The organism is Shewanella sp. 4_MG-2023 (assembly GCF_030548015.1).
In the GTDB taxonomy this organism is placed as follows: Bacteria; Pseudomonadota; Gammaproteobacteria; order Enterobacterales; family Shewanellaceae; genus Shewanella.
Genome location: NZ_JAUORL010000006.1, coordinates 118,901 through 135,222 on the forward strand (window position 1 = coordinate 118,901; position 16,322 = coordinate 135,222).

A 16,322-nucleotide genomic window follows, 5' to 3' on the forward strand; every position below is an offset into this window, starting at 1 on the left:
GCGCCTACTATGTCGATAATTAATACTTCGGTAAAACGTCCTGTGTCAGTGTGGATGTTTATGCTGGCAATCATGCTATTTGGTATGGTCGGATTTACCCGCCTTGCGGTAAAACTGTTACCCGATCTTAGTTACCCAAGCGTCACAGTAAGAACCGCCTATGATGGCGCTGCACCTGTTGAAGTTGAACAGTTAATCTCAAAGCCCATTGAAGAAGCCGTCGGTGTAGTTAAAGGGCTGCGTAAAATTAGCTCTATTTCACGCTCAGGTTTATCAGATGTGGTGCTTGAGTTTGAATGGGGCACCAACATGGATATGGCCAGTTTAGAAGTGCGTGAAAAAATTGATACCATCGAACTGCCACTGGATATCAATAAACCATTATTGCTGCGTTTTAATCCAAACTTAGATCCAATTATGCGTGTGGCGCTGTCAGTACCTGATGCCAGTGAAACACAGCTCAAAAGTATGCGTACTTTTGCAGAAGAAGAACTAAAAAGACGCCTAGAAGCACTATCTGGTGTCGCCGCAGTGAGATTATCTGGCGGCTTAGAGCAAGAAGTTCATATCCTGCTAAATCAACAAAAGCTGCAGCAACTAAACCTTAATGCAGACGATATTAAGCGCCGTATTAATGAAGAAAACATCAATTTATCTGCGGGTAAAGTGATCCAAGGTGACAAAGAGTATTTAGTTCGCACCCTAAACCAATTTAATAACCTAGATGAGTTAAGAAATGTCATTGTCTATCGTGATGGTCAAACCTTAATTCGACTTGCTGAAGTTGCCGATATTGTTGACGGTTATAAAGAGCGCAGTGATATCACTCGTATTGGACAGGTAGAGTCTATTGAACTGGCAATATATAAAGAAGGTGATGCCAATACCGTATCGGTCGCCAAAAGGCTCAGTGCTGAGCTTGATGAGATTAACAGTGAAGCTGCAGATAATCAGTTAAAGGTTATTTATGACCAATCTGAGTTTATCCAAAGTGCAGTCAGTGAAGTAACCGCCGCCGCGCTGTTTGGCAGCTTGCTTGCTATGTTAGTTATCTACTTATTTTTACGTGACATTATTGCTACCTTAATTATTTCTATTTCCATTCCATTTTCAGTTATTGCTACTTTTAACATGATGTACTTTGCCGATATCAGTCTCAATATTATGTCTTTAGGCGGTATTGCACTGGCCATAGGCTTATTGGTTGATAATGCCATTGTGGTGCTGGAAAATATTGACCGCTATAAAGCGCAAGGGCTTAAAAAAGTTGCTGCTGCGCTTAAAGGCAGTAAAGAAGTGGCAGGGGCAATCTTTGCCTCAACCTTAACCACCTTAGCGGTATTTGTCCCCTTAGTTTTTGTTGATGGTATCGCAGGGGCATTATTTTCAGATCAAGCATTAACGGTAACTTTTGCTTTATTAGCGTCTTTATTTGTTGCACTAACGGCAATACCAATGCTGGCATCAAGACAGGGTTTTAAACAATTACCCATCGAAAATGAGCCGGAAGTAAAAGCCCTGCCAACCACTAAAAAAGCTAAAGCTGTGCATTATCTTAAATTCGTGTTTGGTTTCCCATTTAAGCTATTACTCAGCTATCTACCTAATGCACTATTAAACCTCATTATCATTTCAGCTCGATTCATTTCTTGGGCATTGTCATTAGTGATGCGTCCATTAAGTGCTGCACTTAACTTTGGCTACCGTTTTGTTGAAAGCATTTATCACCGGGTATTAGCTCATGCGATGACGCATAAAGCTTTGACTGTCATTATCGCAATCATGCTAACTGTTGGTGCTGGCAGCTTATTCCCAAGACTGGGTGTAGAGCTAATTCCACCAATGAATCAAGGTGAATTCTATGTTGAGATCTTACTGCCACCTGGAACCGCGGTACAAAAAACTGATGCTGTATTAGAGCAACTAGCTTACTCCATTAGTGGTCGAGAAGAAGTAAAACACACCTTTAGCCAAGCAGGCAGTGGCGGCTTAATGACATCTGATACCGCCCGAGGCGGCGAAAACTGGGGGCGGTTACAGGTAGTACTGGCAGATCCTCAAGAGTTTAATGCTGTAGCCAATGACTTAAGGGCCACAGCAAGGCGTATTCCAGCCCTTGATGCCACTATTGATCACCCTGAGCTATTTAGTTTTAAAACCCCATTAGAGATCGAGTTATCAGGTTATGACTTACAGCAACTAAAGCACAGTGGCGAACAGTTGGTATCTGCTTTATCAGAGTCAGCCCGCTTTAGTGATATCAATACCTCACTTCGTGATGGTCAACCTGAGATCAGTATTAGATTTGATCATGCCCGGCTTGCGTCATTAAATTTAGAAGCGCCCACCGTTGCTAATCGTATTGCTCAACGTGTTGGCGGTACCATTGCCAGCCAATATACGGTTCGTGATCGTAAAGTAGATATTTTGGTGCGCAGTGAATTGGACGAGCGAAATAATATCTCAGATATTAACTCATTAATTATTAATCCAAACAGTAAGCACCCAATCCCATTAAGCGCAGTTGCTGATGTGTCTCTGCAAGTGGGCCCCTCTGCCATTAATCGTGTCAGCCAACAACGGGTTGCGATAGTGTCAGCTAACTTAAGTTATGGTGATTTAAGTGAAGCTGTAAAAGAAGCGCAGCAAATTTTAAATCAGCAACAGCTCCCCTCTTCTATCCAAGCGCGCTTTGGCGGCCAAAATGAAGAAATGGAACATTCATTTAAGTCTTTAAAAATCGCCTTGGTATTAGCGGTATTTTTAGTCTACTTGGTGATGGCGAGTCAGTTTGAATCCTTATTACATCCATTACTTATTCTGTTTGCTGTGCCTATGGCCGTTGGCGGCAGTATTATTGGCTTGTTTATTACTGGTACCCATATCAGCGTAGTCGTGTTTATCGGCTTAATTATGCTGGCAGGTATTGTGGTCAATAATGCCATTGTATTGGTTGATAGAATTAACCAACTGCGTAAAGAAGGCCATGATAAAGAAGTCGCTATAAGCACTGCAGCTAAATCTCGATTACGCCCAATAATGATGACCACCATGACCACCACCTTAGGCTTGTTGCCAATGGCAATAGGTGTCGGTGATGGTAGTGAAATCCGTGCGCCGATGGCAATAACGGTGATCTTTGGTCTTGGCTTATCTACCATGCTGACCTTATTGGTTATTCCTGCCCTATACGGTTTATTTGATAAAAAAAACTATCAACAAACCGCAATTAATCAAACCAAAAGCACTGAGTCTTTAGATTTGGAGACTCAATCATGAACCTAACAAAACTAGCCATTAAAAGGCCTGTCACCACCAGTATGTTCTTTTTGGCCATCTTACTATTTGGTTTAGCCTCTAGTCGATTATTGCCATTAGAAATGTTTCCCGGCATTGATATTCCGCAAATTCAGGTTAACGTGCCCTATAAAGGCTCTACCCCTGCAGAAGTGGAACGAGAGATAACCCGCGTATTAGAAGAGTCGCTAGCCACCATGAGTGGTATTGAAGAGGTCCGCTCAAACTCTTCTCAAGATGGTGCTAACATTCAGCTAAATATGAAATGGGGCGAAGATGTCGCCACAAAAAGCTTAGAAGCACGGGAAAAAATTGATTCGGTAAGACACCTGCTGCCTAAAGATGTGGAACGGGTTTTCATTCAGCAATTTTCTACCGCTGATATGCCCGTGTTAACGATTCGAATCTCCAGTGAACGTGAGTTATCAAATGCTTTTGATCTGTTAGACAAACAACTTCGCAAGCCGCTTGAGCGTATTGAAGGGGTCTCAAAAGTCACCTTGTATGGGGTTGATCAAAAGCAAATTGAAATAAGACTAGATGCCGACAAACTTGCTGCATCTGGCATTAATCCAGCTCAGTTGCAGCAACGTTTACAACAAGAAAACTTTGTCATTAGTGCTGGCACACTTAGAAATAATAATCAGGTGTTTCAGGTATCGCCCAAGGGAGAGTTTTTATCACTTGAAGATATCAAGGCAGTAAAGCTTAATAGCACCACTTCTGTTGGTGATATTGCCTCAGTCAAATTTACCCTCCCTGAAGCCTTTGAAGGGCGTCATTTAGACCAAAAATACGCTGTTGGTTTAGATGTGTTTAAAGAATCAGGCTCAAATTTAGTCGATGTATCTGAACGAGTGTTAGCCGTTATTGAAAAAACGAAACAAGATCAGCAATTTCAAGGCATCAAGTTATTCGTCATGGAAGATCAAGCTTATGGAGTTAAGTCATCACTGCAGGATTTATTGTTATCTGGCTTACTGGGTGCGCTGCTTTCTTTTGGGGTATTGTATTTATTTTTACGTAATTTAAAGATGACGTTAGTGGTCGTGTCATCGGTGCCAATTTCCCTTTGTATGACATTAGCTGGGATGTATTTTCTTGGTTACAGCTTAAATATTCTGTCGATGATGGGATTATTACTGGCTGTAGGCATGTTAATTGATAACGCCGTGGTGGTGACCGAAAGCGTGTTACAACAAAAGCAAAAAATTGCGTTATCAGATGATGGCGCTGCAACTGAAATAACAACAGCGGCCAATGAAAAAGCGGTACTTACTGGGGTAGAGAAAGTCGCCCTAGCCGTCTTGGCGGGCACATTAACCACAGCTATCGTGTTTTTACCTAACATTGTCGGGGTTAAGGTCGAGCTAACGATTTTCCTTGAGCATGTGGCCATTGCGATTTGCATTTCGTTAGCGGCATCATTACTGGTTGCTAAAACCTTAATCCCATTAATGCTTACTAAGTTTGATTTTCATATTGAGACCGAAGCTAAAGTCTCTAAGTTACAGCAGCTTTATCAACGCAGCCTAACCTGGGTACTGGCTCACTCAAAGCTATCAGGGGTTATTGCAGTGGTCATTTTAGTCTCTACCGCATTACCCTTAAGTTTAGTAAAACAAGATCAATCAGAAGGCGAAGGCAAAGATCGCCTCTACATTAATTATCAATTAGAAGGTCGCCACAATTTAAAAGTCACTGAAGCGATGATCAATCAAATGGAAGATTATCTTTATGCCAATAAAGAGGCCTTTATGATTGATTCTGTTTACAGTTATTACTCAGCAGACAATATTCAAACCACGCTACTACTGCAAAAAGATATTGAAACGCCAATGTCTGAATTGAAAGAAACCATACGTGAAGGTTTCCCTAAATATGCCGCAGCCAAGCCACAATTTGGTTGGGGCAATGAAAACTCAGGCTTAAGAGTCACCTTAACCGGTCGCTCGACCTCAGAGTTAATTCGCTTAAGTGAACAAGTCGTACCTCTGCTTAGCGCCATTGAAGGGCTTGAAGATGTGCGCTCTGAAGTCAGTTCTGCTCAGCAAGAAGTGGTGATTACAATCGATCGTGAAATGGCGGCAAGATTAGATTTAAAACTTAACGAAATCGCCTCTCACATTTCCATGGCGCTACGCGGTGCACCGCTTCGTTCTTATAGGCATGATCCTAATGGCGAATTACGCATTGAGCTCGCCTATGATAAAAGCTGGCAGCGATCATTAGAGCAGCTAAAACAATTACCGATCATTCGTAAAGGTGAGCGCCTATATAGCTTAGATAATCTCGCCAATATTAAGATACAGCCCCGCTTTGATACCATACGCCACTTTAATCGCCAAACTGCGCTGTCGATTGGCGCAAACGTGAATGACATTACCACTGAAGAAGCCCAAGAGCAGATTGAAAAGGTAATGGCCAATGTCAACTTCCCTTATGGATATGACTACTCGCTACGTGGCGGGTTTGAGCGTCAAGATGAAGAGCAATCCGTCATGGCAGTAAATATGATTTTGGCATTAATCATGATTTATATTGTGATGGCTGCCTTATTTGAATCACTGTTATTACCAACCGCCATTATCAGTTCAATCTTGTTCTCTATCACTGGGGTATTTTGGGCACTGTGGATTTCAGCAACACCTATGTCGGTAATGGCAATGATAGGGATCCTTATCTTAATGGGTATCGTAGTAAACAATGGCATTGTTTTGGTTGACCAAATAAATCAAAAAACGCCTAAATTAACCGATTTATCTGAATCTATCTTAGCCATCTGTATTACCCGTTTACGCCCTGTATTGATGACGGTTGCTACCACAGTGTTAGGCTTAGTGCCTTTAGCAATGGGCGACACTCAAATTGGCGGCGGAGGACCACCTTATTCGCCAATGGCAATCGCCATTATTGGCGGACTGTCGTTCTCAACTGTTACCAGTTTGTACTTGGTGCCGCTTTGTTATCAGGCGCTTTATCGCATACGTTATCAGTCATCGATAAAATTAGCTTCTGCTGACAAACGAGCCAAAAAGCTGCTACCTTGGACAGTGTAATCAGGATGCAAGCAAGCGCAACATTAAGCGATTAATGAGGCGCTTTACATTAAAGGACGACAAATGAAGCATAAAATTAAAACAAGTTTACTGGCATTATCACTAATAACATCTAGCGCTGTGGCTGATGATGACCGCTTCAAAGATGTAAAAATTAGCTCAACACAACTCAGTGACACTGCTTATATGTTTGTGGGATCTGGCGGTAATATTGGCGTGTCAGCCGGCAGTGATGGCATATTGATAATCGATGATCAATTTGCGCCGCTGGCGAACAAAATTAGCCAATCATTAAATAAAATCCAGCCCGGCAGCCCCAAGTATGTCATCAATACCCACTATCATGGGGATCATACTGGGGGTAATGCCCACTTTGGTGAGCAAGCGATTATTTTTGCCCATGACAATGTACTAACTCGGCTCAGCGCCGATAAAGATACGCCAAAATCTGCGCTACCTGTTGTCACCTACGCGACTGATATATCAATTCATTTTAACAAGGATACTTTGGTGTTGAAGCACCTCGGGCCTGGCCATACTGACGGGGATAGTGTTGTGATGTGGAAAAATGCCAACATTGTGCACATGGGGGATTTGTTTTTTAAAGACCGTTTTCCATATATTGATTTAAAGGGCGGCGGATCTGTACTTGGCTATCGTGACAATGTCGCTAAATTACTCGCATCAATGGATAATGACACCCAAGTGATCCCAGGTCATGGTGCACTTGCTAATAAAGATGATCTCATGAAATTTAAGCATATGCTGGATCATTCCATTAATTGGATGAACAAGAATATCCAAGAAGGCCACTCGTTAGCCAATATTCAAGCGAAAGGAATGCATAAGAAATGGAAAAATTGGAGCTGGAATTTCATATCCGAAGAAAAATGGATTGATACTCTTTATCAAGGACTGAAAAAATAGCGTAAAACTTTCCTATATTGGCTGCTAACACTGTATTTATCAGCGCAATATAGTGATGCAAACTAGGATATAAACAGCCATAAAAAAGCGCCATTAAGGCGCTTTTTCGATAACAATCAAATTACGACTCGATTGGCTCAGCTCTATTTTCCAGCAACACTGGAATACCTTCAGTAATTGGGTAAGCTAATTTATCTGCTTTACAAATCAATTGGTCGGCTTCTTTATCGAATTCTAATTTACCCTTACAAACAGGGCAAGCCACAATCTCAAGTAATTTTTTATCGAACGCCATGGAGGTTTCCTTGTTTATCTTTTATGACTTGGTTAAGTCTATTCAAAAAAGCGGTATCAAATTCAGTATTAAGCTTCGCATTTACAGGCAAATACCACCAGTTATCTTGTGCAAAATCGCGACATTTAACCGCATCTTTCTCGGTCATGATCAATGGATGCTGCTTTGAGAGCTGTTTCAGTTCATTTTCATCAAATGCTTGATGATCTTCAAAAGCTTTAGTCTCAGCAAGGCTAAACCCTTGCAATGATAAGCTGTCAAAAAAACGTTGAGGGTTACCAATACCTGCCATTGCAATAGCAGCTTGTGGTTGCCAGTGCTGAGTTGAATTGGGTTTTACAGGCTTAAGGGCTGCTGGCGTTAAACTCATCGCGACTTCATTGCCTTGCACTACACCGCCATTATTTAATACCCAATCAATGCTATTTAAACGCCATAAACCTTCACGTAACGGGCCTGCAGGTATTAAACATTGATTACCATAACGGCGCTGACCATCAACAATATTGATCTCAATATCACGTGCAAGCGCGTAATGCTGTAAGCCATCATCACTAATAATCACATCTACATTGGTTTCACTCAGTAACTGTTTTGCAGCGTCAATGCGTTTCGCCCCGACCACCATAGGAACTTGTGTTCGAGCCACAATCATTGCTGGTTCATCACCCACATCTGCGGCGTTATCGGTTGCTTTGACGGTTTTTACCCCATCAATATTGACACCATAACCACGACTGATCACCCCAGGGGTGAAGCCTTGCTGACGTAATAAGTTAATCAAGTAAATAACCGTTGGGGTTTTACCACTGCCACCAGCGGTAATATTGCCAACAATCACCACAGGGACATCCAATACTTGCGCTTGTTTAAAACCAAGTTTAAATGCCCAGCGCCTGACACTGGATATCAACCCAAATAGTGCACTCAGTGGTAATAATAACCACTTAGCGCGGTGTCCTTGGTACCAAATTTTATTGACTAACGCCTGCATTTAACTACCAAATTGCATTTGATATAAGTTAGCGTACACGCCCTCTTTTGCCACTAAGTCGCTGTGAGTACCACGCTCAACTACTTGGCCTTGATCGATAACTAAAATCTCATCAGCACTTTCAATGGTTGATAAACGGTGGGCAATCACAATCGAGGTACGATTATGGCGCAAGTTATCAAGACCTTGCTGAATCGCTTTTTCTGATTCAGTATCAAGGGCTGATGTTGCTTCATCTAATATCAATACTGGCGCGTCTCGCAACATCGCCCGAGCGATAGCAATACGTTGACGTTGGCCACCCGACAGCAATACGCCATTCTCACCCACCTGAGTATCTAACCCCTCAGGTAAATTTTCGATAAATTCCATCGCATGAGCTAGGGTTGCAGCTTGTAAAATTTGTTCGCGAGTGGCTTCACCTGGATAAGCATAAGCAATGTTATTAGCTATAGTGTCGTTAAATAAAGTAACTTGCTGTGATACTAACGCCACCTGATTACGTAATGACTTTAATTTGTAATCATAAATATCAACGTCGTCTAAGGTAATTTGCCCTTCTGACACGCCGGTATAGAAACGGGTGATTAAGCTGGCAATGGTTGATTTACCCGAACCACTGCGTCCAACAAGGGCAATGGTTTTACCCTGCTTCACTTCAAAATCAACATGAGTTAAGGCTGGTTTTTCTTGCTCAGGATAACTAAAGGTAACGTTATTGAATTTTAAATTACCTTTAACGCGCTGAGTTTCAAATTCACCCGTATCGGCTTCAGGTGCTGTATCTAGCAGTTCAAAAACTGTGGTACATGCGGCAATACCACGTTGAAATTCAGCATTCACACGGGTTAAGTTTTTAATCGGCTGAAGCATTGCCATCATCGCGCCCAAAATGGCCGCAAATGTGCCTGCGGTTAAATCGGCTTTTAAGCTTGGGAATGTGGCGGCGTACAATACAAACGCTAACGCAAATGAACCGATGATCATAATAACCGGTTGACTAACGGCTTGAGCTACAGCAAGTTTCATATTTTGCTTGCGGTTACCCTCATTAACTGTTTGAAAGCGCTCGACTTCAGTCTTTTGTCCACCAAACGCCAACACATTCTTATGACCTTTAATCATTTGCTCAGTGGTTGCGGTGACATTGCCCATGGCTGCTTGGATGCGTTTAGAGACTTTTCTGAAACGCTTACTCACAACGCTAATCACTATCCCCATTAATGGGCCAATGACTAGGATGCACATGGAAAGTTTCCAAGAATAGATGAACATGATAGCTAACATACCAATGACGGTAATAGAGTCACGTACAATAGAGATTAACGCACTGCCTGATGCACGGGCAATTTGTTCGGTATCAAAGGTCACTCGAGAAATGAGGTTACCACTATTTTCGCGATCGATATAGCTTACAGGCAAACGCAAATAATGCTCAAACACTTGCTGACGCATATCCATGATTAATCTCGAGCTCATGTAAGACACACAATAAGTCGACACGAAATTGGCTAAGCCACGTAGGGTAAACATTCCAATAACCACTAGCGGTGCCATGATCATAATATTGTTATTGGAATTAAAGCCGCCGTGACTCGGCACTTCTACGCCCGCGACCACTGACGGAGTTTGACTAAAGCCTTCGTCAATAAATGGTTTGATGAAGTAAATGAATGCAGCGTCAACCAAGCCGTAGGTCAATAATGCCAATACAGCTAACAGAAACATCCCTTTCATTGGGACAAGATAAGTTAGAAGGCGCTTAAAGACGCTCGACATTTCGTTATTAGTTGTTGTCATTGATTACATTAATACTCGAATTGCTAACAAAGGCGTATTCTACTCTGGTTTAACTTGGACACCAAATCTAAACAAGTTGTTATACCAAAATGGCTCAATAACTGTACGATACGGTCGAATTTTATAACTTTGACGTTTAAAATCTATACTAAGCTGGCCTGTTTCGCCACTGACAAGCGTGGTAACACCATGGGTTTTATAGCGCTCAACAACGTCATGTTTAGGAAAACCATACTGATTAGCAAAACCCGCAGTAAAAATTGCCTCGCTGGGATTAACGGCCGCAATAAACTCTGCAGACGATGAAGTACGACTGCCATGATGTGGCACAAGTAGGATATCAGCATCCAGTAAAGAGCCGCTTTGTATCAGCCGCTGTTCAGTTTGTTTCTCAATATCACCGGCCAGTAAAACACGGTTATTGCCATCATCAATATGCACAACACAAGACTGGTTATTATCACTTTTTGCTGCCATGTTACTGGTTAAAGTAATGGCTAAATTAAACCAATTAAACCTCCTATCATCGCATTGCTTTTGAGTTTTATCGGCTAGTTGCGCATCAAACTGCACTGTATTGGTTATATCAGTTTGCTGGTACTTATCGATATTACTGATAATAGTTAGCTTACTGAAATGCTTAAGTAGTTCATTTACCCCACCAGCATGATCATTATCGTCATGGCTGATAATTAAATAATCTAGCTCAGTCACACCTTTAGCCATTAATGTGGGTATCACCACTCTTTGGGCGTAACTAAAATTGTCACCATAAGCCGCGCCAGTGTCATAAAGTATGCCTTTATGACCTTGTTGTAATAGCACCGCCATGCCCTGACCCACATCTAATACATGCATTTGCCACAACAGCTTAGTCGATAGGGGTTGAGTATTATCTTTGATAAAGCCATATACCTGAAACATAAAAGGCAGCGCCATTAATCCAAAGCATACTCGCCAATGGATGTCGCTAGCCCACTTAAATAGAAACAGTCCTAAGGCAAGTAATAGTAAACTGACTGTCAGCGCATCTGAAAGGTGAAATTGAGCCAAGGGTAACTGCCCACTTAGGCTTAACAGGTAGTAAAAAGGGGCAAGGCTATGATCAGTAAGCCACAATAATGTGCTAACTATTGCATCACTTATAAACTCAGGTGCAGGTAACAGCATAAAGACACTATTTAGCAATAAAGCCAACATACACAGCGGAATAACAATGACACTAAACCATGGCACCATCAAAAAGTTAATCCAAATACTGTGGATTGAAATACTACCAAATAACAGCGCTTGTATTAGCCCGAGACCGATAAATAAGCGCCACTGAATCGCCCAAAAATTAATTAGAAAACCCATCAAATTTGACTTAAGCTGACTCAAACGCCGCAATCCTCGAGCCCCTAAGCTATCATCATGCTGAATTTGAACATCCGTTAACTCGACAGCTGTGTTCAATTGCTGGGGATTTAACTCCGTTGTGGATTTAACCCCAAGATAGTCGATGGTAAATAAAATTATTGCCAATGCGCTAAAGCTAAGCCAAAAACCAGCACTTAAACTGGCAAAAGGGTCAAATACCAACACCGCAAATAACGCCCATATCAAGCGCTGCCAAGTCGAGGCGTGTTGTCTAAATACGGTTAGCAACACAATCATTAACAGCATCATCAATGCCCGCTGAGTGGATATAGCCATCCCAGCTAAATAACCATAACCAGCAGCAACCATTGCTGCCATTAATACCGCCAAGATGAGATTACGCCGAGAGGATGTTGCCATGAAATTTAACAATAACAGCCTAAATAAACTCCAGCTAAGACCAAACACTACAGATAAATGTAACCCTGAAATCGCAACTAAATGACCTGTGCCCGTTGATCTTAACGCCTGCCATTGCTCGGTAGAAATGTCAGTTTTATCGCCAAACAACAACGCATTAATGATGGGATAATGGCTTAAATGTTGTAATTTCGGTTTGAAATCACTAATTACTCTTTGCCTTAAAGACAATTTATAATCGATAAGCTGTGACTGTTTAACACTGCCTTTTGCGACAATGTGTTGGCTTAATAAATATTTTTGTTGATTAAAACCACCTTGGTTAATCGGGCTGGTAATGGGCTTCATTCTGGCGTCAAACGCCCATACCTGCCCAACTTTTACCTCAGGCGCTTGTTGCCAATTAAGTCTATAGTATCGCTTGTAAAGCGAATGTTGCGCTGATAGTAAAACAACATTAAAGCTTATCCAGTCGCTGTTTTTGCTAACTAGTGATACTATCTGTGCCTTAAATTGTTTTCTGACTGGATGTTCAGCTTCTTGATGTGAAAATAATGAATAAAAACAAATGGAAACCCAAAAGACACCTAAAAGGCAGCCACTGATGAATGGCCACCTCTTTAACGTGAGTACCCCAATAACAAACATTAAAACCGCTAGCGATATTGGAAGTAAACTTGGCAATAAATTGCTAAATAGGACGCTAGCGCAAAATCCATAAACAAATCGATTTATCATCGGTTAATTAAAGACAGTAATCGCATATATGCCAAAAAAATTATTACAAAAATTTATGCCGAAGCCTGAGACTTTACGTAACAATAAATATTTACGTATTTTTGGTGGTTTGCTGGATAAACCAAATTTATGGACCCTCAACCGAAAATCGGCTCCGGGGTCCTTTGCGGTGGGCTTATTTGTCGCTTGGTTACCATTTCCTTTTCAAATGGTTATTGCTGCAGGCATGGCGATATTTTTTAACGTCAATATCCCATTGGCAGTGGCATTAGTTTGGATAACAAACCCGTTTACCATGCCATTTATGTTTTATGCTGCCTATATTTTAGGAGCAAAAATTCTTGGCCATAACACTGCTCATTTCAATTTTGAAGCCAGCTGGCAATGGGTTGAAAGCTCTATCAGTACCGTAGGGCCGCCATTTTTACTGGGTTGCATTATACTCGGTGCAATATTTGCCTTTATCGGTTTCTTTGTGATTAAGAGCTTATGGAAGTACTCGATTTTATTTAAATGGAAAAAAAGAAACTAATCACACAACTGTTCGCCCTAGTGAGTAAAATCGAATTACCAATAAAAAAGTCAGCTTTGTGCTGACTTTTTGCTTTTAAAGCTCAGGTTTAGATTTGAGTTATCGACCACACTCTACCGATAGCGACAACAATAACGATTGTGATAAATACCGTTATTAAGACTGCTGAAAATACTCCTGTTGCAACAGTGCAAAGCCGCACTCATCGCTCCACTTCCCTTTAAAAAATATATTCTTTAAGTAATGGGCCTCTTTTCGAAATCCCAGCCTTTCTAGTAACGCTATTGATGCTAGGTTCTCGGCATCAGTTATCGCCGTTATGCGATGTTTGTTTAAGCTGACAAACAAATAATCAATCACTGCTGCCAGTGCTTCAGTAGCAAAACCTTGCTGCTGATACTCTCTCGCTATGGTAAAACCAAGCTCCATCTGCATATCGTCGACAAAATGCACTGCTACATCGCCTACTAGCTGTTGGCTTTTATCGACAATAGTTAGCTGAAACCAGTTACCAGCAACACCAAACAAACCATAATCCATACTGGTAAACAGCGCCTTGGCATCTTCGAGCTGATAATCATCCCAGCTTTGATATTGCGCAATCACAGGATCGGCTCGATAAGCTACAAATGCTGCTAAATCATCGGCTTGAAAAGCGCGGAGCGTCAGCCTTGTGGTTACTATTGTTGGTGTTGCAATCATTACTAATGATACTCTTGATGTAGACACTGTCATAACAGCCAATATTTAAACATGCTAGCTGCTTTGAATATTACATAAACTAAGTTATTTAGCGTGTTTAATCCTAGCCACTAAAAAATCTACCGCCGCTTTGACCTTAGGGACATGATAGCGCTGCTTTTGATAAATAAGATATACCCCGAAATCATCACTTTGACTGGCTGATAATGGCGGCTCAAACTGTAATTCAGTCAGCTGATTAGATTCAAAAAATGGTGCTAGCACCCAGCGCGGCATCATCACTATGCCTTGATGTTGCAGCGCTTTATCGATTAACCACTCACCAGCATTACTGATCGCCTCAACAGGGGCTGATACATCATGCCACTGGCCATTAATTTTACTTAGCCACGGCACGCGGCCTTTTGGCGAGCGATAATATAAGCCTTTATGTTGTTTAAGCTCATTTGGGTGTAAAGGTACGCCATAGTCCGCTAGATACTGCTGGGTCGCTGCTGGTACAAACTGGTTGTCCATTAACCTTATCGCCACTACGCGATCATTAGGGGCATAACCACCACGAATGGCAATATCCACATCATCACGTCCAACAGACGACAGTTCATCGCTGAGCTCAATATCTAAAATCACTTTGGGATATAACCTTGAGAACTCATCCATCAATGGCAGCAGCTGTTCACGGCCAAAGCCAACCATGGCACTAATGCGTAATTTCCCCATAGGTTCAGTTTGATAACTTCTCACCGCCTCATTGCTTTGTTCAAGCTGATTTAGCAAGCTTGATACTTGCTGATAATATTCTCGGCCAATCTCAGTCAAACTGACGGCGCGGGTTGAACGCTTTAATAACGTCGCCCCAAGGGAGTTTTCAAGATCTGCAACCCGTCTTGATAATGATGATGCCGGTACAGAAAAAGCCTTAGCCGCTTGGGTAAAGCTGCCTAACTCCACCACTTTCACAAAATATTTAAGCGCCCGTAATTGATCCATCAAAGCCTCATTATTGTTTTTAAAGCAATAAAGTATCGCTTTTTAGCTACTATATCTTATCAAAAAGAAAAGCAATAATGCATTCAATAGCAAAATTGATAAAAATAAAGACAAGGAACAACAATGAGCACATTTACCGCCATCAACTTAGTAAAGCGTCCACAAGGTGGCCCAATCACCGCTGATATTTTTGAAGTGGTACAAAAGCCAATGCCAACCGTGAACCCAGGCGAGATTTTAGTAAAACAAAATCATATGTCATTAGACCCTGCCATGTTTGGTTGGATGCAACCTGATACTGACAGCTATATTCCGCCAGTGAACTTAGGTGAAGTAATGCGCAGTAGCGGTGTCGGTGAAGTCGTTGAAAGCCATCACCCCGATTTTAAAGTTGGCGATCGCGTGATGGGCATGATGGGCTGGCAAGAATATTTTCACAGTAATGGTCAAGGCTTAAACAAAGTTGATGCGCCATTACCAGACGAAGCAATACTGTCTGTATTTGCGCTACCGGGATTAACCGCCACTCAAGGCCTATTTAATGTCGGTAAGCCCAAAGCTGGCGAAACCATTATTGTTACCGGCGCTGCGGGGTCTGTTGGCTCAATTGTTGGTCAACTTGCTAAAGCAGATGGCCTAACGGTTATTGGGGTAGTTGGTAGTGATGAAAAAGCAGATTGGATTGTCAATGAACTTGGTTTTGATTCAGCCATTAACTACAAAACCGATGATCTTGAAGCCAAACTTGCACAATGTGCCCCAAATGGCATCGACTTATTCTTTGAAAATACCGCAGGTCCAATTCAAAGTCTAATTATCGATAAAATGAATCCCCATGGCCGCGTGATGGTCTGCGGATTAATTGCTGACTACAGCAGCCAAACACCTGCTCCTGGCCCTAGCTGGATGAACATTTTAAAAAGACGCCTCACGATTCAAGGCTTCACAATGCCAGATCACTTTGGTGAAGTGCCAAGCTTATTGGCTAAGCTCACCCCTTATGTACTGCAAGGTAAAATCAAACACCGCGCCCATGTGCTTAATGGCTTAGAATCATCAATTGACGGATTGAACTTATTCTTCTCTGGTGCCAACAAAGGCAAATTGATGGTTAAGCTGTAATAGACTTCAACGCCATCACTGACAAGCGATAGGGTTAAAGCAACAAAAAGGTATTAATGCAGTGGCATTAATACCTTTTTATTTTGT

At 41.8% G+C, this 16,322-nt stretch carries 11 protein-coding genes; 5 read left to right on the forward strand and 6 right to left on the reverse strand.

Features of this window, described 5'->3' with window-relative positions; all coding sequences use genetic code 11:
- Positions 1 to 9: 9 nt before the first annotated feature.
- The 3 genes from Q4546_RS05070 to Q4546_RS05080 all read left to right on the forward strand — a co-directional run bounded on the left by Q4546_RS05070 (position 10) and on the right by Q4546_RS05080 (position 7,283).
- On the forward strand, positions 10 to 3,279 hold the full coding sequence (locus Q4546_RS05070) for an efflux RND transporter permease subunit (RefSeq protein WP_303445819.1): 3,270 nt from the start codon (positions 10 to 12) through the stop codon (positions 3,277 to 3,279).
- Positions 3,276 to 6,356 carry an efflux RND transporter permease subunit gene (locus Q4546_RS05075; RefSeq protein WP_102438315.1) on the forward strand — a complete coding sequence of 1,027 codons (3,081 nt, stop codon included), beginning with the start codon at positions 3,276 to 3,278 and terminating at the stop codon, positions 6,354 to 6,356. The genes Q4546_RS05070 and Q4546_RS05075 overlap by 4 nt, the downstream gene beginning before the upstream one ends.
- A 63-nt stretch (positions 6,357 to 6,419) precedes the next feature.
- On the forward strand, positions 6,420 to 7,283 hold the full coding sequence (locus tag Q4546_RS05080; RefSeq protein WP_102476207.1) for an MBL fold metallo-hydrolase: 864 nt from the start codon (positions 6,420 to 6,422) through the stop codon (positions 7,281 to 7,283).
- Positions 7,284 to 7,404: 121 nt separating this feature from the next.
- On the opposite strand, the gene Q4546_RS05085 is transcribed toward Q4546_RS05080, so the two are convergent.
- The 4 genes from Q4546_RS05085 to Q4546_RS05100 are packed head-to-tail and all read right to left on the reverse strand — an operon-like array spanning position 7,405 to position 12,889.
- Positions 7,405 to 7,578: a Trm112 family protein gene (locus Q4546_RS05085; RefSeq protein ID WP_076537432.1), complete on the reverse strand. Its 174-nt coding sequence runs from the start codon at positions 7,576 to 7,578 to the stop codon at positions 7,405 to 7,407.
- Positions 7,565 to 8,572: a tetraacyldisaccharide 4'-kinase gene (lpxK, locus tag Q4546_RS05090; RefSeq protein WP_102519645.1), complete on the reverse strand. Its 1,008-nt coding sequence runs from the start codon at positions 8,570 to 8,572 to the stop codon at positions 7,565 to 7,567. The genes Q4546_RS05085 and lpxK overlap by 14 nt, the downstream gene beginning before the upstream one ends.
- A complete protein-coding gene (msbA, locus tag Q4546_RS05095; RefSeq protein WP_303445821.1) occupies positions 8,573 to 10,372 on the reverse strand; it encodes a lipid A export permease/ATP-binding protein MsbA in 1,800 nt (599 codons plus the stop codon).
- Between the two features lie 39 nt (positions 10,373 to 10,411).
- Positions 10,412 to 12,889, reverse strand: a complete 2,478-nt coding sequence (locus Q4546_RS05100) for a DNA internalization-related competence protein ComEC/Rec2 (protein ID WP_303445822.1) — start codon at positions 12,887 to 12,889, stop codon at positions 10,412 to 10,414.
- 28 nt (positions 12,890 to 12,917) lie between these two features.
- Here Q4546_RS05100 and Q4546_RS05105 point away from each other — a divergent pair, with 28 nt between their 5' ends.
- Complete coding sequence (locus Q4546_RS05105; RefSeq protein ID WP_102438323.1) at positions 12,918 to 13,421, forward strand: DUF2062 domain-containing protein; 504 nt, start codon at positions 12,918 to 12,920, stop codon at positions 13,419 to 13,421.
- A 156-nt stretch (positions 13,422 to 13,577) separates the two neighbouring features.
- Here the strand turns inward: Q4546_RS05105 and Q4546_RS05110 are convergent, their stop codons facing one another.
- Together Q4546_RS05110 and Q4546_RS05115 are read right to left on the reverse strand one after the other, a co-directional pair.
- Complete coding sequence (locus Q4546_RS05110; protein ID WP_303445823.1) at positions 13,578 to 14,123, reverse strand: GNAT family N-acetyltransferase; 546 nt, start codon at positions 14,121 to 14,123, stop codon at positions 13,578 to 13,580.
- A gap of 84 nt (positions 14,124 to 14,207) precedes the next feature.
- Positions 14,208 to 15,113: a LysR family transcriptional regulator gene (locus Q4546_RS05115; protein WP_102438327.1), complete on the reverse strand. Its 906-nt coding sequence runs from the start codon at positions 15,111 to 15,113 to the stop codon at positions 14,208 to 14,210.
- 123 nt (positions 15,114 to 15,236) lie between these two features.
- Here Q4546_RS05115 and Q4546_RS05120 point away from each other — a divergent pair, with 123 nt between their 5' ends.
- Entirely contained in the window at positions 15,237 to 16,235 is a 999-nt protein-coding gene (locus Q4546_RS05120; protein ID WP_076537421.1) for an NADP-dependent oxidoreductase, read from the forward strand.
- The last annotated feature ends 87 nt before the right edge of the window (positions 16,236 to 16,322 follow it).